We start from the raw sequence: 21,129 nt of genomic DNA on the forward strand, positions 1-21,129 counted from the left end.
GATACACTATGTGTGAACGCATATTTTTAGATAACCATATACAATAAAAATGAGTTTAATTATTGATGTACACGCGCGCCAGATTTTAGATTCGCGCGGAAATCCAACCATTGAAGTTGATGTAACTACACAAAATGGTTTTGTTGGACGTGCTGCGGTTCCTTCCGGAGCATCTACTGGAGCCCACGAAGCGGTTGAATTGCGTGATGGTGATAAAGCAAAATATTTAGGTAAAGGCGTGTTGAAAGCAGTAGAAAACGTAAATACTAAAATCGCGAAAGCGTTAGAAGGTATTGATGTTTTCGAACAAAATGCAATCGATGCAGCTATGATCGCGTTAGATGGTAGCGAAAACAAAGGAAACTTAGGCGCAAATGCAATCTTGGGTGTTTCTTTGGCAGTAGCGAAAGCGGCAGCGCAAGAAAGCCGTCAACCATTGTACCGCTACATCGGTGGTGTGAATGCAAACACATTGCCTATCCCGATGATGAACATCATCAACGGTGGTTCTCACTCGGATGCACCTATCGCGTTCCAAGAGTTTATGATTATGCCTGTTGGCGCAGCTTCTTTCTCTGAAGGATTGCGTTGGGGAGCAGAAATCTTCCACACGTTGAAAAAAATCTTGCACGACCGTAACTTATCTACAGCAGTAGGTGACGAAGGTGGTTTCGCGCCAACTTTTGATGGTACGGAAGATGCAATCGAAACGGTTTTGAAAGCAATCGAGCAAGCAGGTTACAAAGCTGGTTCTGATGTGTTCTTGGCTTTGGATTGTGCTTCTACAGAATTCTTCGAAAACGGTAAATACGATTACTCGAAATTCGAAGGTGCTACTGGTGCGATTCGTACCACAGAAGAGCAAGTAAACTACTTGGCAGAATTGACAGAGAAATATCCGATCATTTCTATCGAAGATGGTATGGGTGAAGATGACTGGGCTGGCTGGAAATTGTTGACCGAAAAAATCGGTGATCGCGTTCAGTTGGTAGGTGATGATTTATTCGTAACCAACACAAAACGTCTTCAAGAAGGTATCAATACAGATACAGCAAACTCAATCTTGGTAAAAGTAAACCAAATCGGTTCTTTGACAGAAACAATCAACGCGGTTTCTTTGGCGCAACATAACGGATATACTTCGGTCATGTCACACCGTTCTGGAGAAACAGAAGATAATACGATTGCTGATTTAGCAGTTGCTTTGAACTGTGGTCAGATCAAGACTGGATCGATCTCAAGATCAGACAGGATCGCGAAATACAACCAATTGCTTCGCATTGAAGAAGAATTGGGTAGCAACGCGAAATATATCGGAAGCGATTTCAAATACGCGAAAAAAGGTTAATTCCTTTTTTAAGCTATTAATGCTAAAAAGCTACAGCTGTACAAAAGTGCGGTTGTAGCTTTTTTGGTTTTATGTGGTTGTAGTGGTGGTGTTAAGTGGTTAAGGAGTTGATAATGAGTTAGTAAAGTTGATAGGATTAATAGGGGGCAAGCTGTTGATTACCTATGGTGAGCACTTCGTGGTTTGTAAAGATATCTTCCAACTATGCCCTCTATGGCGGGCGGCCATCATCCTTTTGACCGCAAAAGGATGCAAAACTCGCCGCTTACCGTATTGGCAACAACTTTCGTGCATCCCTGTACTACTGCCAATCCGCTCATGCGGCATTTTAATAAGATGGAGAGTGGGTGCACAAGATAGTGGCACTCCGTAACTCGGAACCTCGTTACTTCATTAATTTGCTTCGGTAAAGCACAAACTTCCTTGAACGAATAATCGACCTAGCGTTCCGATTGCGTCGTCCGACCGAAAGTCAATCCGTTAAGAACAAAACATTGTTTGAGCGTAGCGAGTTTGGTTTTGTTTAGGATTGCTGAGGAAGGATAGCAAAGAGGAATGCAGTCTTGATTTAGCTTCGCTGAGTACTTCGTGGTTTTGCCAAACTTTTTATCAGGAAAAATTTTGAAAAGAATTTCCTTCAACTCACTCATTTTAATGGGATAATAATATCTTTGTGATTATGGAACGTTTTATCAACGTGGTTCGAAATAAATATATCATTGCGGTTGCGGTTTTCGTAGCTTGGATGGCTTTTTTCGATCGTTACGACCTGACGACTCAATACAATTATCAGCAGGAACGTAATAAGTTGGAAGCGGAAAAGGAATATTATACCAATGAAATTTCCACCATTTCGACTGCTATTAAGGATGTCAAATCCAATCCGGACATTATTCAAAAAATAGCGCGCGAAAAGTACAAAATGAAAAGAACCAACGAAGATGTGTATATTGTCGAGGAATCGACGATAGACTAACCATGCGCATCTATTGGCATTTTTATAAAACCATTCTTTTAATTAATGTTTTTCTAAGCTTAGGCTTGGTTCTCCTGCTTGCTTCTTTATCCGCTTATCCTTTTGTATTCGGTTCAATTGGCTATTTATTAACGGCTGGGTTGGTTCGAATTTTCGAGCAAAATAGCATGTATTTCTACTACAATTTGGGGTTTAGCCGGGTGCGTTTGCATCTCGGAGCTTTCGGAATTAACATGCTATTCAGCGGAATTTTTTATGCGCTGACGCTACTATTTCATCCAAGTTTCGATTTATGAAAGCTATCACAAATCAGAAACGAGAAAAGGAGTTCTACGTGGATTCCGTTCAATTCGCTTACAATAGTCAACGTAATATTTTGACCGGAGGTTATTTAGCTTGCGGCGTCGGCGATGTTTTGGCGCTAGTGGGACGGAATGGCTGCGGAAAATCAACATTGATGAAAGTAGCGTTTGGATCGCTGAAGGCGCATCATAGTTACATTCGTTTGAACGGCGAAAGAATTACTAACGCTTTTGAATCGAAAGATGTTTGTTATCTTCCGCAAGACAGGTTTCTGCTTACCTCCATGCGCGTACGCAAAGCCATCGATCTCATGATTTCTGACGATCGCGGGAAAGAAAATATAATGTCGCATCCCATTCTTAAGCCCGTGCTGGACAATTTGGTTGCCGACTTATCTGGCGGAGAATGTCGGTTTTTAGAAATTATGTTAATTCTGCATCAGCCTGCGACATTTATGTTGCTAGACGAACCATTTTCTGGACTTTCTCCTATAATGAAGGATGAAGTTTGTGCTCAAATCCTCCATCTTCACGATAAAAAAGGCATTGTAATCTCTGATCACGATTATCGTTATATGCTGGATATTGCGACGAAAATTACTTTGCTGCAAAACGGTTCTTGCAGGAATATTCGCGATAAAAAAGAATTGGAAATGTTTTATGTGCCCGACGGCACCTTTTCTGATTAACAACCTTTTCTGCTAATCAATGTTCTGCTTTAGTTTTCGTTCTGTTCGAAACATACAAACGATCGAGCCGACAAAATAGATCGCCATCGAGATGTGCAATAAATTACGATTATTCTTTCCAAAATCGAAATCCGTCAAGAAAATGAGAGCAAGTTGTATGAGCATAACCGTTGGCACAACCCAAATCCATTGCTTGGCGAAATAACGTTGCGATAATTGCCAGTTTATCTGATTTCTCATCGAACGAGTCGTTCTATAGCCATAGATGAAGTTGATCTTTTTCGCCGGAAAGAAATACAAAGCGAACGAAACGATCAGCAAAAGCAAGTCAATTAGGATAATTTCAACGTATTCTTCTGGCATGGTTCGTTAACTAGGATTGGTGTTGGCTTAACTAGCTGCTATCTAATATAACAAAAAAGCGATCAAACACTGTTTGATCGCTCATATATTTTGCTTTTTAAATTTTCATTTATGCGAATAAAGACCAAGTTGACCAAGGAATACGAGAAAGGAAAAATACCAAACCAACTAGGTAAAAAATGAATACAGTTTGGTTTGCTTTCCAATCGTCGGTCATTCGCTTTGCTTTTGAATATCCTATGGTAATCGCAACTACACCTAATAACATCATAAGTGGGTGCTCAATGATTTTGAAGCGCAACAAGCTGTCTTTCATCACTGCTCCCGAAAACATGCTGTAGTATTGAAGTGTGATGAAGTAGGTAATTCCTATGAGCATCTGGATGTGTCCGCTGATCAAACCAATCAACGCAATTTTTCTGTTGTACGGACGATATTTTAAGTAATTAACTAGCGTAAGCACAATAGATACTAGCAAAGCAATTAGCAATACCACAGCAACTGTAGAGTGTAGATGTTTCATTCCCGTTATTATAAATATAAATTACATTATCTCGACGGCAAATATACTACTTTGATAATCGTTTGTCGCCTAATTCTTTGAATTCTGATTTACTTTTGAAGTTAGGGAAAGTACTTTCCATACTCAACGTGTAACCGATATCGAAGAACAAACGAATGTCTGCCAAGATTCCGGTAAAGTCCCAATGTTCATTTAGTTCGTCGCGGACGGTGTGATAAGTTCCTGCTAATGCTTCTTTACGTTTGTTAAGCGCGACGGTGTCTGCATCCAAATAATCTCCTCCGCTACCCATAAATAATCCCGGAACGCCAACTTTAACAAAGTTGAAATGATCCGAACGGTAAAATCCTCCCGAAGACGGACTTCCCGAATCCATCACGATACGATCAAACTTTTTAGCTGATTTTTCTACATAATCCTCCAATTCCGTTTGTCCGCGTCCTACGATGGAAACAACTTTGGTTGCTCCAACTGCGTTAAATGCATCCATATTCAAGTTACCAACGGTTTTGTCCAATGGGTAAATAGGATGTTCTGTATAATACTGCGAACCTAACAAGCCTTCTTCCTCCGCCGTAACGGCAAGAAAAACGATCGAACGCTCCGGTCTCACTTTGGCTGCTTGAAAGGCTTTTGCAATCTCAAACAACGCAGAAACACCTGCTGCATTATCGATAGCGCCATTAAAAATCGCATCGCCATTTTCGGCTTCGCCAACGCCCAAGTGATCCCAGTGCGCGGTGTAAATAACGACCTCTTCCGGACGTTTCGATCCTTTAAGCTTAGCTATCACATTGTTCGAAGCAGATTTTCTCGTTTGGTTTTTCAAGCTCATGGATGTACGAATGCCCATTGCTTTTGGCTTGAATCCCGGTTTCTTTGCGCTTTCCAATGCGTCGGCATCTAGATCACTGATCGCAAATAATTGATTCGCAATCGGTGTGGTTATCCAACTTTGGAAATCAACATTTTTAGCGCCTTCTTCCGGCACTAAACTCAACTGCGGTCCTGACCAACCCGAACGGACAACATTCCATCCGTAGCTTGCTGCTTCCGTTTCATGGATCAAAATTACTCCAGCAGCACCTTGGCGTGCGGCTTCTTCATATTTGTAGTTCCAACGACCGTAATAGGTCATAGTATCCGCTTTGAAAAGGTTTTTATCGTACCTTCCTGGATCTGAAACCATGGCGACCACCGTTTTACCTTTTACGTCAATATCAGCATAATCGTTCCAATCGAATTCCGGTGCTACAATACCAAAACCAACAAAAACCAACTCCGAATCTTTTACTTGTACGTCGCTGGAAAGTTGCGGGCTCGTAACCACGAAATCATCCAAATATTTCGCATTCACGGATCCTTTTGCACTAGAAAATGTCCATGTATCGCTGGTCGGTTTCGCATCAATTTGCACCATCGGCACTTCTTGAAAGTAAGAATCACCGTTTCCGGGTTCTAAACCGAGCGCTTTAAATTGTTCTTCGATATAATTCACCGCTAAGGTATCACCTTTTGTAAAGGGCTTTCTGCCTAGAAATTCATCCGACGATAATTTGGCTACATGAGCGCGATAACTATCTTCCGAAATGGCAGATAAAGCGGCGGAATCTAAACCTTCCGTATCGTGTTTTTGCGCGCTGCGGTCGCAAGATGCAAACGAAATAAACGCTAGCGCGGCATAGGTTAATGTTTTGTGCATAACCAAATATAAGGCTTCTGCAAAGAAATGAGAACTGATGCTCGTTGCTTTTTAGGCTGGAACGACTTCCGCGATAGGATGGAAGAGATAAATGCGTCCAGTAGCAAGCTCTACGCATTTGTAACGTTTTCGTAGCTTTTCTTTCTTTTGGAACACTCGTCCGTTTTTAAACGAAAATACGCTGTCCAAATCCAACGATTCTACCGTAACCAGATTCGATTTCGCAGCCGATTCGCTATCGTATTTCTTCAAAACCCGAAAGAGATTCAAGTCGGTACAACTGGAAGCTGCCGGATTATCCATATACTTTACTAATGCAACGGTAACATCATTCGGCAACACATTCAACTTCAAAAAAGGCTGCATCAAATCCTGAAAATTTTTCTTCCATTCTGTGCCGTGTGGTTTTACGCGATGCTGATGTTGCGTATAGGTTTTCAGATGAGCAAACTCGTGCACGGTTGTGATTAAAAATGAATACGGATTGAGATCGTGATTGACCGATATTTGATGTGTTTTGCCCTGAAATGGTGCCCGGTAATCGCCCAATTTGCTGCTTCTAGATCGAGAAACCTTAAAACGGCAACCGGTGTCTATAATCCACTGCGAAATAATGGGAGCAGCGTCCTTTGGTATGTAGCGCGATAAGGATTCGGTAAAATCAGGCATCATACAAAAATAGGAATTTTCGGTACATTACGTATTCGCATCGGAGCGGATGTGACAAATCCTTTTTATCTTTGAATACACAATAACCGGACGACGCATGCTACGTAAGCTTTTGATTAGAAATTATGCTTTGATAGATTCCTTGGATATCGATTTTGATGAAAAGTTGAATATCATTACAGGGGAAACGGGTGCCGGTAAATCCATTATTATGGGTGCGCTTGGGCTGATTCTTGGTAATCGGGTAGAAGGGAAGTACGTGTTCAACGAAGGTAGTAAATGTATTATCGAAGGTTATTTCGATGTGCGCAACTATGCATTGAAGGATTTGTTCGATGAACAAGATTTGGATTATGAAGCGGAAACCATTATTCGTCGTGAAGTCAGTTCGGAAGGAAAATCGCGTGCGTTCGTGAATGATTCGCCAGTTACCTTGCAAGTGCTGAAAGCGTTGAGCGAGCGATTGATCGATATTCATTCGCAGCAAGCGACCAACCAAATCAACACCGAGGATTTTCAGTTTTTGGTATTGGATAGCGTAGCTAATAATGCAGCAACAAATGCAGATTACACGAAAAAGCTAAAAGCTTATAAGGGAAATGTTTCGGCGCTTCGCGAATTGGAAGAACGAATTGCGCAATCTAATGCGGAGGCGGATTACAATCAATTTGTTGTTAATGAACTGGAATCGGCTCAACTGATTGAAAATGAAGTGGAAGATTTGGAGTCGGAACAGCGTCAGCTGGAGAATGCGGAGGATATAAAACGCGGATTGCTCAATGCAGTTCAGAGTTTAGAAGAAGGCGAACAGAATGCCTTGCAAAGCTTAAAAGAATCCCTTAGCGAGATACAGCGCATTGCGTCCTACATGACCGGCGGTGATGATTTGCTGGCACGTTTAGACAGCAGTATTATTGAGTTGAAGGATATTTCTGCAGAATTGGCTACTCAAGAACAAACGGTTTCTGTGGATGAAGAGCGATTAGCTTTTGTTTCTGAGCGCTTATCGACTTTATATAATTTGGTGCAGAAATATCGCGTGGCGGATGTGGAAGCATTAATCGGTTTGAGAAATGAGTTAAGTGAAAAAATCCAATCATTAACCAATCAAGAAGCCGAGGTGCTGGCGCTGAAAAAGCTAGTAGAAACAAGCGAAAGTGAAGTGCAAAAAGCGGCTCAAAAGCTGTCGGACAGCCGAACGAAGATTGTTCCACAAATAAAAAAGGAAATAGAAAAAACCTTGCTGAAAGTGGGTATGCCGAATGCGGTATTGGAAATCGAATTGATAAAAGATCAACCGTTTAATGCTTACGGAACGGATAAAGTCAGCTTTTTATTCTCCGCCAATAAAGGACAATCGCCGCAGGCAATTCATAAAGTCGCATCAGGCGGTGAACTTTCGCGTGTAATGTTGGCGGTAAAATCTTTGGTGGCGCGAAGTTCTGCTTTGCCAACGATTATTTTCGATGAAATAGACACCGGAATTTCTGGTGAAGTTGCACTCCAAGTTGGCGAGGTGATGCAATCTTTGGCTAATCACATGCAGGTTGTAGCGATTACGCATTTGCCGCAAATTGCTTCCAAAGGTGAACGCCATTTCAAAGTGTACAAAGAAGATCAAGCCGAACGTACTTTGTCGAGAATCGAGGCACTGAACCAAGATGAACGCGTTTTAGAGGTGGCCAAAATGCTTAGCGGTTCGAAACCGGGCGATGCAGCGCTTCAACATGCTCGCGAGTTGATCCAAGGAGAATAAGCCGATCATTTAAATAGAAACACAACAATAATGATATACAACAAAACCATGCTTGGTGCTTTAATGGTAATGAGTATTTCCTTCGGGCAAGCTCAAAATCGTAAAGATGGACCAATGCGTATTCAAAGAACAAAAGATCAATCCGTGAATCAATTAACATCCGAAAAAAGTCCATTGACTGCCGAAGGCCTGTGGAAGTTCGGCCGTGTTTCTGCGGAGCAACTTACTGCTGATGGAAAACACTTGATTTACGGAGTCGGGAATTACGATTTGGAATCAAATAGCACCGAACGTCATCTGTTTTCAATTCCGGTAATGGGCGGAACTCCACAGCAAATTACGAATGAAAAAGGAAGCGAAAGTGTTTTAGATATCACCGCTCAAGGCGAAATTATCTATTTATTCAAGGGTGATCTTTGGAAAATGGCTAGCGACGGGAACAACAAAATACAAATCACGCATACAGAAGGAAAGCTGGAGAATGTGAAATTATCTCCTGATAAGAAGCACATTCTATACAGTCAATCTGTGCTAATCACACCTACACACGGGCCAGATAAATACAAAGATTTGCCAAAAAGCAATGCTTACGTGTACGATGATTTGGATTTTAGGCACTGGGATACGTTTAACGACGGGCGCTATGCACATCCTTTTGTAGCAAGCTATACTGACGGGAAATTAGGCGAAGCGAAAGATTTACTGGAAGGTGAACCATTCTACAGTCCGCAAGCGCCATTTGGTGGTGCGGAAGATTTTGCTTGGTCGCCCGATAGCAAAGCGGTGCTTTATGTCGCCAAAAAGCGTGTCGGTAAAGAATATGCACAAAGCACGAACACTGATATTTATCGTCACGATTTGGCGAGCGGACAAGTCACTAATCTGACAGAAGGAATGAATGGTTACGATACCAATCCAACTTTCAATTCCGCTGGCGATCGGTTAACGTGGTTGAGCATGAAAAAAGATGGTTTCGAAGCGGACAAGAATGACATTATCATCATCGCGAGCAACGATTCCAAACAGCGCGTTAACCTGACCGCACATTGGGATGGCACGGTAAATTCCTTTGTGTGGAGCAAAGATGGTAAGAAAATCTACTTTACCGCGCCCGTAAAAGGAACCGTACAATTATTTGAGTTGGCTGTGGCAAAATCGCTATCAGCAAAGAGCAAGCCGAAGATTATTCAAATAAGTGAAGGCGAATTTGATATTACGGGAATCGTCGGGGAATATAATGGCGGTTTGGTAGTAAGTTCTACGCGCTTAACACGCGCAACCGAGATTTATCGCTACGATTTTAAAAATCGCCAACTGACGCCAATTACCACAGTAAATGATGAAGCTTATGCCAGTATCGCAGAAACAAAAGTGGAAGGTCGCTTCACGAAAGCAACGGACGGTTTAGATTTGTTTTCTTGGGTAGTTTATCCGCCGGATTTCGATCCAACAAAGAAATATCCGACTTTACTATATTGTCAAGGTGGACCGCAATCGGCCGTTACGCAATCGTACTCCATTCGTTGGAATTTGCAGTTGATTGCCTCGCAAGGTTACATTGTTATCGCGCCAAACCGTCGCGGAATGCCGGGCTGGGGCGTAAAATGGAATGAAGATATTTCCGGCGATTGGGGCGGACAGCCTATTCGTGATTACTTATCCGCGATTGACGATCTATCCAAAGAAAGCTACGTCGATAGCGATCGTTTAGGTGCTGTTGGTGCGAGTTACGGCGGTTATTCGGTATTTATGTTAGCGGGAGTACACGAAGGTCGTTTCAAATCGTTCATTTCGCATTGCGGATTGTTTGATATGGTTTCTTGGTATGGAACCACGGAAGAATTATTCTTCGCGAACCAAGATTTAGGCGGCCCGTATTGGGATGCCGCGAATGAAAAAACGTACAACGATTTCAACCCGATCAAACATATTGAAAAGTGGAATACGCCAATCTTCGTAATCCAAGGCGGTAAAGATTATCGTGTGCCGATTGGCCAAGGTTTGGAAGCATTTCAAGCAGCGCAGCTGCGCGGAATAAAAAGTCGTTTGTTATATCTGCCGGACGAAAATCACTGGGTGTTATCTGGTCATAATGCGCAAGTTTGGCAACGTGAATTCTTTAAATGGTTAAGCGAAACGTTGTAAACAACGTAACATAACAAACGAACATATCGGCCTGCGTAAGTTTTATGCAGGCCGACTGTTTTAAAGCGAATCCCTTCTATTTTAAGCGAATCAATGTGTGAATTTATTGATACGTTACTTTATAATATGGCGTGCCGTCAATGATTTTTTAGGCTCGCAAAGACGCGTTTATAATTGTTCTTTAAAATGAAAATCATCGCACCTTTCATTATATTGTTCAATAAAAACTCAATCAAATGAAAATTGTATTAGATGTAAAGTCCATTTTAATCGGACTACTATTAGCAAGTGTTGCATTCTTAGCTATGAGCAACAAATCGCAGCAAGAATCGAAAAGTGGGAAATTTACAACGGAAATTCGCGACAACATGGTAATCATCCTAAATACCGAAAATGGTGATTATATTATCGGCAAAAGCCTGAACGATATCATTCGAGATCGTTGGATAAAAGGCGAATTTTACCAAACATTTAAAACAGCTAAAGTATCTGAATAGTGAAAACAAATGTGCATTTCTTAGACCTAATCATGGTTTTGAATCCAACCTCAGCATACTGTTTTTTTAACTTTTTCTGACAAAAGCTGATTGTTAGCGAAACAAAAAGTGGGTTACTTTATTTAGAATTTAAAAGATCATATTATGTTTAGATTAGATGAAAAAGTAGCTATTGTTACTGGTGCCGGATCTGGAATCGGACAGGCTATTGCAGAGCTTTTTGCTTCAAACGGAGCAAAAGTTGTCGTATCGGATATCAACGAAGAGAATGGAAAACGTGTGGTCGACAAGATAAAATCGGCTGGCGGCGATGCTATTTTCGTAAAAGCGGATTCTTCCAGTGCGGAAGATAATGAAAAACTAGTAGCTACTACGGTAGAACACTTTGGAAGATTAGACATCGCCTGTAATAATGCGGGTATTGGTGGGCCGGCACAGCTTACCGGAGAATACGATATTGACGGATGGAATAAAGTCATTAATGTGAATTTGAATGGTGTATTTTATGGATGTCGATATCAGCTAGCACAAATGGCAAAGAATGGTGGAGGAAATATTGTAAACATTGCATCGGTTCACGGTACCGTTGCGGCGCCAATGAGCAGTGCTTACACAGCCACGAAACATGCCGTTGTCGGATTAACTAAAAACATTGCTGCAGAATATGCGAAACAAAATATTCGTTGCAATGCCGTCGGTCCGGGATACATTCTGACCCCGTTGCTGGAGGATAATTTGACGCAGGAAATGCAAGATGCGATTGCTGCTAAAGCACCTGCGAATAGGTTAGGAACACCGGAAGAAGTAGCAAATCTCGTTTTGTTCTTAAGTTCCGATCAAGCATCTTTTATTACGGGATCGTATTACATCGCGGACGGAGGATATACGGCTATTTAGAAGGTTAAATAGCAAAAACTCGTATCCAAAATCAAAAAACACAGCACATGCAAAACATAGAAAATAAAGTGGCGTATATCACTGGCGGAACCAAAGGGATTGGTTTCGGTATTGCCAGAGTACTGCTCGAAAGCGGACTAAAGGTAGCTATATCAGGCCGCAACATAGAGGATGTAGAAAAGGCAAAAGCATTGTTGGGAAGCGATAATGTCTTAGCTATCCAATCCAACGTCAGTAATTTTGAAGATGAAGTGAAAGCGGTAGAACAGATTGTGACAAAGTTCGGTAAATTGGATGTGGTGATTGCTAATGCAGGAGTTGGAAAGTTTGCTCCGGTAGATCAATTGTCGCTGGAAGATTGGAATGCTATGATAGATACTAATCTTACGGGTGTTTTTCATACATTGAAAGCAACCGTAGATCAGTTAAAAGCGCATAAAGGATACTACATTTCTCTTGCTTCATTGGCAGGAACTAATTTCTTCGCAAATGGAGCTGGTTACAATGCGTCGAAATTTGGCGTTGTAGGTTTCACGCAAGCTGCGATGTTGGATTTGCGTGCCTACGATATCAAATGCACCACCATTATGCCGGGTTCGGTCACCTCGCACTTCAATGATCATGTTCCTAGTGAGGAAGATGCTTGGAAGATTCAGCCATCAGATTTAGGCGAAATGGTCGTCGATCTATTGCAAATGAATCCCAACGTATTGCCAAGTAAGATTGAAGTTCGCCCAGCTAGAACGAAGTAAGAAAAAGCAATTTAGGAACTTAATCAGTTATTAATAAAAACGGGTTGTTTCCGATAAGAAACAACCCGTTTTTATTTGCTGTAAATTCTTTGCGAACTTACTTCGTATCTTTCTTACCAAAAATGCTTAAACGAAGGTAGCGACCCGGATTTTCTTTCAAATCTTTCACCAAGTTGTCTAGATTCAAGGAAGCGTTGTTTAAGTTGTTGTATAACTTATCATCGTTAATTAATAAGCTCAACGATCCATCGCCATTCTGAATTTTTTGAGTGATTGCATGCACTTCCTGCATCGCTTTATTGGCGTTATCGACCGTTTCTTTAATCTCAACTTGTGCCAAATTGTTGGACATGGTATCTAAATTGCCCAAAATCGAATTAATTTGTCCGTCGTATTTCTTGAAGTTCGTAGTGATGGATTCTAAGTTCATCATAATTTGTGCTAAACGCATCCGTTCAGAACCTACTAAACCTTCCACATCGTTTGTTATCTTCTCTACGTTGCTCAATGACACCGATATACTGCGTAAACTCTGTTTGAAATCGCGTTGGAACTCATCATCCAGTGCTGTATTCACGGCAGATAAAACGGAGTCCAATTTTACCACCAAGTTCTCCACTTTGTGCTGCAACGGCTCCACTTTTTCCATAAGGTTGGCCTGAATATCCGACAACAGCGGATCTCCATCGCGTGCCATGGTTGTACTATTTCCTAAATCGAAGACAATTGCTTTGCTCCCCAATAAATCCGCACTTACAATCCGCGCAACCGTATTAGAAGGAATCTCGTAATCGCCTTTAATTTTAAATTCTGTACGAATCTTTCCGTTTTCCTGCATTTTCAAACTGGAAACACGACCTATTTGATAACCATTTACCATTACAGGTTTGGATGCGGAAAGTCCGTCTACATTGTTGTACTCGGTATAATAGGTGTTTTCAGAAGTAAAGACATCGTTTCCTTTCAGAAAACTATAACCTATAAATAGCAAAGCAATCGCTATTGCTGTTAGCGCGCCGACTTTCGTTTCGTTGGAAATTTTCAAAATATGTGACCTTTAAATATTGGCGAAAAATTCAATCCTTTTATCTGTTAACGCTCTAAGATAATAAAAGTTTAGCGTTACAGGTTTTTTCGGTAGGTATTTATCGCGTTGTACAGATTTTCTACAATTTCCTCTTGTCCTTTACCGGACATCATGTATTGTTCCTCTTCGGAATTGCTAATAAATCCAATCTCTGTTAAAACTGCTGGCATTCCTGCAGTTTTCAAAACTGCTAACGGCAATTCTTTAACCCCACGATTAATGCGACCGGAACGCGTGTATTCTGCTTGCATGTAACTCGCGAGCTTAATGCTTTTGTCTCGATATTGACGCTTCATTAATTGGAAAACAATATAGGTGGAAGGATCGTTTGGATCAAAACCTCCATAATTCTCTTCGTAATTATCCTCTAACAAAATGGAAGCATTTTCACGAATTGCGACGTCCTGATTCACCATGTTATTGAAACCCAATACAAAAGTTTCTGTTCCTCTAGCACTACGTCCCGATCGTCCGGCAGAATTCAAATGCACAGATATGAATAAATCAGCGTGATTACTATTTGCGAGCGCGGGGCGTTCATACAACTTTGGATAGGTGTCTCCGGTTCTCGTGTAAATAACCTTGACTCCAGGCATATCGCGTTGGATTTTTTTTCCCAAACTAAGCACAACTTGTAGCGCCACATCCTTTTCTCTTGATCTTGCACCCACAGCGCCAGGATCTTTCCCTCCGTGGCCCGCATCCAGTACGATCACTTTTAAACCTTGTGGCGGATTATCACTTACTGGATCTTGAAAACTGCCGAAGAATGAAATGCTGATGAATAGAAAAAATAAAAGAAATAACGATTTAGTTGTTTTCAAAAAGGAGATAAAAGTATTGTATGAAATCATCGAACTGTAATGAATTATAAATTGCTTTTGTAAAATATTGGGTAAACGCTGATCATGCCTATCAATTAACGTTCCATACTTGTTTTAAAACGTTTTATTGACGTAGTCAGATTGTTTACAATCTCTTCTTGGCCAGCTGAAGACAACATGAAGTTTTCTTCATCAGGCGAGCTGATAAAGCCAATTTCTGTAAGTACTGCAGGCATTCCTGCTGTGGCTAAAACCGCTAAAGAAAGCTCTTGTACGCCACGATTTTCGCGTCCCGATTGCACGTATTCATCCTGCATCATAGTTGCCAATTTAATGCTCTGATCTCGGTAACGACGTTTCATTAGCGAGAATACGATGTACGTAGAAGGGTCATTCGGATCAAAACCATTATAGTTTTCTTTGTAATTTTCCTCAAGTAAAATGTCGGCATTTTCGCGAATTGCAACATCCTGCTGCGCCATTCTGTTGTATCCGCAAACGAATGTTTCTGTGCCCTTGACATTAGGCCTACGTGTTAATTGCGTAGTATATCTACCATTTTTACCCTTAACACGACGTTCAGAATCGGCCGAGTTACAGTGAATGGAGATAAATAAATCTGCATGATTCTTATTTGCTAATGCCGTGCGCTCGTAAAAGGGCACGTCAATATCCGATTCTCGGGTGAGCAATACCTTGACACCTGGCATTTCTTTTTCTACTCGTTCCTTCAATTTTATCGAAACTTGTAATGCAATATCCTTCTCCAAAGATACTCTCCCTTGGGCACCAAGTTTGTTACCACCATGACCGGGATCAATGACTACCAAAGAAAAAGGTTTGACAGTTCGCTCCTGAACGGTAGAAACTTTGAGTGTTTTTCGGTGTGCTTTCGCACGATTAATTAGGGAGTTTGTACCCAATAGGCACAGTGCGAAAACCACGATATATAAAAATTTAACATTTTTTTGCAAACCCATCTGTTTAATGTTTCTCCATACCTTCGTTTTTACCGTAAAGAAGCGCATAAATAGCATTCAGTTTAGAATGTTAAAATCAGGCATTCTTTCGGTTTTTTGACTATTTTTGCCGTCATAATAATCAAATTAATACAAAAGTAACATTCATATTTTATTTTGAGAGCGACTACTTCTCTTTTTGGTGTGCTTATCCTTTTGTTTGTGAATGTTTTATTCGCAAATGCGCAGGATGTAAAACCTGTGTTGGATACCATCCCAGCAAGAGATACTTCGGTTGTTTCTACGGATACGGTTCAGAATAATTTTCGTGACGCAACTGGTCAGGATACGGTCGTGATGAAAGACGCTGAAAGTGATTTGGAAACTGTTGTCACTATTGTTGCGAACGATTCGTCGGTTAATGAAGTTAGCTTAAACCGGTTGCATCTTTACGGCGGAGCAAAAGTAAAATACCAAGATTTTGAGTTGGCAGCGGATTATATCCGTTTAGATCGAAACACAAATCTTCTATTTGCTTCCGGCGTGCGCGATCACAACGATAAATATATAGGTCGTCCAGTCGTTATTATGCCGGGCGAAGGTCCTATTGCAGTGGATTCCTTAATCTATAATTACAAAACGCAGATCCCGAAAACCTTCGGCGTGATGACCGAGATGGATGGCGCGTATATTCAAGCGCGTGTTGTACGTCGAAATATTTACGAGGAAATGTCTTTGTTCGATGGTCTGTATAGCACCTGTGATTTACCCGAGCCGCACACCCATTTCGGTATTAAGATTTCCAAAGGATTGGTGGTGAAAAATCAAATTATCGCCGGGCCGTCTTATTTGGTTGTGCAGAATATACCAATGAAGTTTTTGGCAATTCCGTTTGGCTTTTTTCCAAAACAAGATAAACCGACCTCTGGGATGTTGTTTCCTTCATTTGGTGAAGATGCCAGTCGTGGTTTTGCGATGCGTGATTTGGGCTGGTATTTGACATTCAACGATTATTGGGATTCCGAAATTCGATCAAACATTTTTTCCAAAGGTGCCTTCGAAGCATCCATTCGTACGCAGTACGTCGTAAATTATAAATTTAATGGTGGATTTAATATTCGTTATGGATCCACTCCGACTGGAATAGAGGGAACGCCAAGTTACAACCGCGCGCAGGATTTCAATGTAACGTGGAATCACACGCAACGCCAGGAAGCCAATCCCGGAACGTCTTTTTCTGCATCAGTTAACTTTGGTACAAGTTCATACTTCCGAAATACGGCGGCAAACGGAACGGCTAACTTCCAAGCGTTGACGCAGAACAATATGTCGTCCAACATCAGTTATGGGAAGGTGTTTGCTGACGGAAAGGTCAATTTTACATCCAGTTTGGGACATCGTCAGGATATTCGTACCGGAGCAATCAATTTGGATTTACCGACCTTCAGTTTGAACGTTTCTACCTTCAATCCGTTTAAATTTGGTGAGAGCACAGGCGAAAAATGGTACGAACGCATCACCGTTGGGTACAGTGTACAAGGACAGAATAAATTGGTAACGAGCGATTCTCTTTTGTTCCGAAAAGAAACGCTACAAAATTTTACCAATGGATTTCAACATACCATTCCTATTGCGTTGTCTTTGCAGGTGATGAAGTATTTCCAGTTCAACACCGCTGTTAATTATACGGAGCGTTGGTATTTTCAAAGCACTCGAAATCGATTAGAAAACAACCAAATTGGATTTACCGAAGTACGCGATACGATATCAGGCTTTAGACGGGCCTATGATTACTCCATTTCTTCCGGACTTTCCACTAAAGTATATGGGCAGTACCCGAAAATTGGAAACATCGAAGCTATTCGTCACGTGGTAACGCCATCTGTCAACCTAAACTATCGCCCAGATTTCGGTGATCCGCGATATGGTTTTTATCGCGATTATGTAAATCCGCAGGGGTTATCTAGTCGTTACTCCATCTTTCAAGATGGAATCTATGGCACACCTGGAGCGGGAAGAAGTATGGGGATCGGCTTTTCAATAGATAATAATATTGAGGCTAAGATTCGATCCGATAAGGACACTACTGGTTCAGGAATAAAGAAAATCCCAATCTTACAGGGCTTAACTTTTAGTGGTAATTATAATATCGCTGCGGATTCGCTCAAGCTATCCAATATCTCTTTTTCCGGTCGGACAACACTCTTTAATGAAAAGATCAACTTAAATTTTAATGGATCATTCGATCCATACACCTACGATAAGGTAACCGGACGAAAGGTAAACCGATTTGCAATCAGAGAAGGGCAATTAGCGCGATTGCAAAGTTTTGGATTGTCGTTTGATTACAGCTTTAATCCGGATGCGTCCAAAAGCAGAAATAATAACGTGGACTCCTTGCGGAATAATATGCCAAACATGACGCAGGAGCAAGCAGATGCCTTGGCGCGCGTGAGCCGTGATCCAAATGCCTTCGTAGATTTTAATATTCCGTGGAACCTTTCCGGATCATTTAGTTTTAATTACGCCAGCGTTTTCAGAACCGAAGACCTTCGGATGGGTAGTAATATCACTAGTACGGTTCAGCTTCATGGAGATTTTAACGTTACACCGAAATGGAAAGTACAGTTTAATGGAGGATATGATTTTGGACAAATGCAGGTCGTCATTCCGCAATTCAGCATTTATCGTGATCTCCATTGTTGGGAAATGTCGTTTTCATGGGTTCCAATCGGTCAATTCCAAAGTTATAACTTTACCATCCGAGCAAAGGCTTCTATTCTTCAAGACTTGAAGCTTATGAAGCGGCAAAGTCATTACATATTCTAGTCCTAAAAACTCCGACCTATGGCTACAAAAATTGAAATCATCACCATTGGTGATGAAATATTGCAAGGCCAAATTGTTGATACCAATTCGGCTTGGATGGCGCAGCAGTTGTTGCAGTTTCATTTGTCTGTAGTGCAGATTACCACGATTGCTGATCGGCAGGAAGCTATTGTGGAAGCATTCGAGCAGGCGCAAACACGGGCAGAAGTTGTTTTAGTGACCGGCGGATTAGGTCCAACGAAAGATGATATAACGAAAAAAACAGCCGCTGAATATTTTGGAACTTCGCTTGTGCGCGATCAAAAAGTGCTGGAACATGTGCGATCTATTTTTTCAAAGAGAAACCGAGAAATGCCAGCCATCAACGAAATGCAGGCGGACGTTTTTTCAGATGGAGAAGTGCTTTTCAATGCAGTGGGTACAGCGCCAGGTTTATGGTTTAAGCATAAAGATGTCGTATTCATATTTATGCCGGGAGTGCCGTTCGAAATGAAATATATCATGAGCGAGCATGTGTTACCACGCTTATCGGAGCGTACTTCAACAGGGTTTATCGAAAATCGTTACATCTTAACGGCCGGAGTTGGCGAATCGCATTTAGCAACATCCATCGCCGATATCGAAGCGGAACTGCCCGAACATATTCGTTTAGCGTACCTGCCCAAATTGGGAATCGTTCGATTGAGATTGACAGGCACAGGATCGGATGCGAGTGTGCTGAATAAGGAGTTAGAAGAATTTGCGCAACGCATAAAAACGCGTGTGGATGATGCGTTCGTTTCCTTTGGTAACGTAGAAATGGAAAGCGCTTTGCTGTCGCAGATGGCATCTCGAAAGTTAACTTTGGCGACTGCCGAAAGTTGTACAGGTGGAAATATCGCCGCGCGAATAACGAGCGTGCCCGGATCAGGGGATGTGTACAAAGGTTCGATAATTTCTTATGCAAACGAGATTAAAATGAATCTGTTATCCGTGAGCGAGACAGATCTAGCAGCATACGGGCCGGTTAGCGAACCTGTGGTAAAAGCGATGGCAATAGGAGCGAGAACTGCTTTGAATGTCGATTATGCAGTCGCGACTTCCGGATTGGCTGGTCCGGATGGTGGAACGGAAGATTTGCCTGTTGGAACAATTTGGATTGCAGTAGCATCTCCTAAAGGTGTCCTAGCAAGGTTGTTTCATTTTCATAACGACCGTGCAATTAACATTGAAAGAGCTACCACTAATAGTTTATTGCTATTATGGGAAGTTGTAAGAGATCAAAACAGTACGGTGTAATATTTTGCAAAAGGGCAATCTAGAAATATTATATTTTGTGATCGGCCAAATTTATTATTATTAGCTATATTCGTGATCAACTAAAAGGAATACATCATGGCATTGCATAAACTTATCCTTCCTAAAATGGGTGAAAGCGTAACGGAAGCAACTGTTACGAACTGGCTGAAGGAGGTTGGAGATACAATTCAAGAAGATGAAGCGGTATTGGAAATAGCGACCGATAAAGTGGATTCAGATGTGCCTGCTCCGGTGAGCGGCGTGTTGAAAGAAAAATTGTACACAGAAGGCGATGTGGTGCAAGTAGGCGATGCTATCGCGATCATCGAAATCGACGGTAAGGTTGAGCTTGCTGAGGAAATATCGATAGAACAAGAGGTCGTTCCTGAAGATATAAATCCGAAAACTGCGGACGTAGAATCTGAAAAGGTTGAAGCGCCAGGATTGGGTGCATTGGCTGAAGCTGAGCTGGTGCAAGCACACGTCGAGCATTCTACCCATCGAGATAGCGATCGTTTTTATTCTCCGTTGGTTCGTAGCATTGCGCAAGAAGAAGGCCTTTCGTTGGCAGATCTTGATCAAGTGAAAGGTAGCGGAGCGGACGGTCGCGTAACGAAGGATGACGTGTTGAGGTATCTATCCGCTAAAAATAGTGATGAGATTAAATCGTCGACAAGCCAAAATGCAGAAGATGTAGCAACGAAAAATGTTGGAGTGTCGCAGGCAGGTTTAGCGCAAGAATCTAACAAAAAAGCGAGCAAGCCGGTTTCAGTTCCACGCGGCGATGGCGACGAGATCATCGAAATGGATCGTATGCGTCGGTTGATTGCTGACCACATGGTACAAAGCGTGCATACATCACCGCACGTTTTTTCTGCTGTAGAAGCGGACGTAACGAATTTGGTGAACTGGAGAAACAAAGTAAAAGAAGGTTTCAAGAAACGCGAAGGTGAAAATATAACGTTTACGCCATTGATCATCGAAGCTATTTCTAAAGCGCTGAAAGATTTTCCAATGATCAACGTTTCTGTTGACGGGTATAACATTATTCGTCGTAAACATATTAACATCGGTATGGCAACAGCGTTGCCAAATGGAAATTTGATCGTTCCGGTAATTAAGGATGCCGATCAATTGAGTTTGGTTGGCATTAGTCGTTCAGTAAATGATTTGGCGCAGCGTGCGCGGGCAAACAAGTTGAAGCCAGATGATACCCAAGGCGGTACGTTTACCTTTACCAACATTGGTGCGTTCGGAAATATTTTCGGTATGCCGATTATCAATCAACCGCAAGCCGCGATTTTAGCCGTTGGTACGATCAAGAAAAAGCCGGCGGTAATCGAAACGCCTGATGGAGATTTAATCGGTATTCGTCATTTTATGTACATCACGATGTCATACGATCACCGCGTGATTGATGGGGCATTAGGTGGAACGTTCATCAAACGCGTTGCAGATTATTTAGAGAACTGGGATGTTGACCGTGACGTGTAGAGCGCCCGAGTTTAATACTATATTAAGAAATAACTACGC

Annotated in this window: 19 protein-coding genes; 12 read left to right on the forward strand and 7 right to left on the reverse strand. The window is 41.7% G+C overall.

Annotated features, from left to right (window positions below):
- The first annotated feature begins 49 nt into the window (after positions 1–49).
- From eno to ACFSQ3_RS00470, 4 genes are all read left to right on the forward strand, one after another.
- Positions 50–1,348, forward strand: a complete 1,299-nt coding sequence (gene eno / locus ACFSQ3_RS00455) for a phosphopyruvate hydratase (protein WP_380866546.1) — start codon at positions 50–52, stop codon at positions 1,346–1,348.
- 679 nt (positions 1,349–2,027) lie between these two features.
- Positions 2,028–2,324, forward strand: a complete 297-nt coding sequence (locus tag ACFSQ3_RS00460; protein WP_380866548.1) for an FtsB family cell division protein — start codon at positions 2,028–2,030, stop codon at positions 2,322–2,324.
- A gap of 2 nt (positions 2,325–2,326) precedes the next feature.
- Positions 2,327–2,620 carry a hypothetical protein gene (locus ACFSQ3_RS00465; RefSeq protein ID WP_380866550.1) on the forward strand — a complete coding sequence of 98 codons (294 nt, stop codon included), beginning with the start codon at positions 2,327–2,329 and terminating at the stop codon, positions 2,618–2,620.
- Positions 2,617–3,315 (forward strand): ATP-binding cassette domain-containing protein, encoded by a 699-nt coding sequence (locus tag ACFSQ3_RS00470; protein WP_380866552.1) that lies wholly within the window; start codon positions 2,617–2,619, stop codon positions 3,313–3,315. Before ACFSQ3_RS00465 ends, ACFSQ3_RS00470 begins: the two co-directional genes overlap by 4 nt.
- Before the next feature lie 12 nt (positions 3,316–3,327).
- Here ACFSQ3_RS00470 and ACFSQ3_RS00475 read toward each other — a convergent pair whose 3' ends face one another.
- From ACFSQ3_RS00475 to ACFSQ3_RS00490, 4 genes are all read right to left on the reverse strand, one after another.
- Positions 3,328–3,678, reverse strand: a complete 351-nt coding sequence (locus tag ACFSQ3_RS00475; RefSeq protein WP_380866554.1) for an SdpI family protein — start codon at positions 3,676–3,678, stop codon at positions 3,328–3,330.
- A gap of 109 nt (positions 3,679–3,787) precedes the next feature.
- Positions 3,788–4,201, reverse strand: coding sequence for a hypothetical protein (locus ACFSQ3_RS00480; RefSeq protein ID WP_380866555.1), 414 nt, complete (start codon positions 4,199–4,201; stop codon positions 3,788–3,790).
- A gap of 46 nt (positions 4,202–4,247) precedes the next feature.
- Positions 4,248–5,903 carry a M20/M25/M40 family metallo-hydrolase gene (locus ACFSQ3_RS00485; RefSeq protein WP_380866557.1) on the reverse strand — a complete coding sequence of 552 codons (1,656 nt, stop codon included), beginning with the start codon at positions 5,901–5,903 and terminating at the stop codon, positions 4,248–4,250.
- Positions 5,904–5,954: 51 nt separating this feature from the next.
- Complete coding sequence (locus ACFSQ3_RS00490) at positions 5,955–6,572, reverse strand: SprT-like domain-containing protein (RefSeq protein ID WP_380866746.1); 618 nt, start codon at positions 6,570–6,572, stop codon at positions 5,955–5,957.
- Positions 6,573–6,669: 97 nt separating this feature from the next.
- Between ACFSQ3_RS00490 and recN the strand changes: the two genes are divergently transcribed.
- From recN to ACFSQ3_RS00515, 5 genes are all read left to right on the forward strand, one after another.
- Positions 6,670–8,328, forward strand: coding sequence for a DNA repair protein RecN (gene recN / locus ACFSQ3_RS00495; protein ID WP_380866558.1), 1,659 nt, complete (start codon positions 6,670–6,672; stop codon positions 8,326–8,328).
- 30 nt (positions 8,329–8,358) lie between these two features.
- Positions 8,359–10,473, forward strand: coding sequence for a S9 family peptidase (locus tag ACFSQ3_RS00500; RefSeq protein WP_380866560.1), 2,115 nt, complete (start codon positions 8,359–8,361; stop codon positions 10,471–10,473).
- A gap of 236 nt (positions 10,474–10,709) precedes the next feature.
- The gene (locus ACFSQ3_RS00505) at positions 10,710–10,970 is read left to right on the forward strand and encodes a hypothetical protein (protein WP_380866562.1); all 261 of its coding nucleotides are present in this window, start codon (positions 10,710–10,712) and stop codon (positions 10,968–10,970) included.
- A gap of 144 nt (positions 10,971–11,114) precedes the next feature.
- Positions 11,115–11,867, forward strand: coding sequence for an SDR family NAD(P)-dependent oxidoreductase (locus ACFSQ3_RS00510; protein WP_380866563.1), 753 nt, complete (start codon positions 11,115–11,117; stop codon positions 11,865–11,867).
- Positions 11,868–11,914: 47 nt separating this feature from the next.
- Positions 11,915–12,619: an SDR family oxidoreductase gene (locus tag ACFSQ3_RS00515; RefSeq protein ID WP_380866565.1), complete on the forward strand. Its 705-nt coding sequence runs from the start codon at positions 11,915–11,917 to the stop codon at positions 12,617–12,619.
- 97 nt (positions 12,620–12,716) lie between these two features.
- Here the strand turns inward: ACFSQ3_RS00515 and ACFSQ3_RS00520 are convergent, their stop codons facing one another.
- The 3 genes from ACFSQ3_RS00520 to ACFSQ3_RS00530 form a co-directional block, all read right to left on the reverse strand.
- Positions 12,717–13,664 (reverse strand): MlaD family protein, encoded by a 948-nt coding sequence (locus tag ACFSQ3_RS00520; protein ID WP_380866567.1) that lies wholly within the window; start codon positions 13,662–13,664, stop codon positions 12,717–12,719.
- Between the two features lie 77 nt (positions 13,665–13,741).
- Positions 13,742–14,530, reverse strand: a complete 789-nt coding sequence (locus ACFSQ3_RS00525; protein ID WP_380866568.1) for an N-acetylmuramoyl-L-alanine amidase family protein — start codon at positions 14,528–14,530, stop codon at positions 13,742–13,744.
- A 95-nt stretch (positions 14,531–14,625) separates the two neighbouring features.
- On the reverse strand, positions 14,626–15,510 hold the full coding sequence (locus tag ACFSQ3_RS00530) for an N-acetylmuramoyl-L-alanine amidase family protein (RefSeq protein WP_380866570.1): 885 nt from the start codon (positions 15,508–15,510) through the stop codon (positions 14,626–14,628).
- Positions 15,511–15,711: 201 nt separating this feature from the next.
- On the opposite strand from ACFSQ3_RS00530, the gene ACFSQ3_RS00535 reads away from it, so the two are divergent.
- From ACFSQ3_RS00535 to ACFSQ3_RS00545, 3 genes are all read left to right on the forward strand, one after another.
- Complete coding sequence (locus ACFSQ3_RS00535; protein ID WP_380866572.1) at positions 15,712–18,318, forward strand: putative LPS assembly protein LptD; 2,607 nt, start codon at positions 15,712–15,714, stop codon at positions 18,316–18,318.
- Positions 18,319–18,336: 18 nt separating this feature from the next.
- Positions 18,337–19,596: a CinA family nicotinamide mononucleotide deamidase-related protein gene (locus tag ACFSQ3_RS00540; protein ID WP_380866574.1), complete on the forward strand. Its 1,260-nt coding sequence runs from the start codon at positions 18,337–18,339 to the stop codon at positions 19,594–19,596.
- Between the two features lie 96 nt (positions 19,597–19,692).
- Positions 19,693–21,090: a dihydrolipoamide acetyltransferase family protein gene (locus tag ACFSQ3_RS00545; protein ID WP_380866576.1), complete on the forward strand. Its 1,398-nt coding sequence runs from the start codon at positions 19,693–19,695 to the stop codon at positions 21,088–21,090.
- Positions 21,091–21,129 lie beyond the last annotated feature (39 nt).

The sequence above is a fragment of the Sphingobacterium corticis genome (genome assembly GCF_042684745.1).
Lineage (GTDB): Bacteria > Bacteroidota > Bacteroidia > Sphingobacteriales > Sphingobacteriaceae > Sphingobacterium > Sphingobacterium corticis.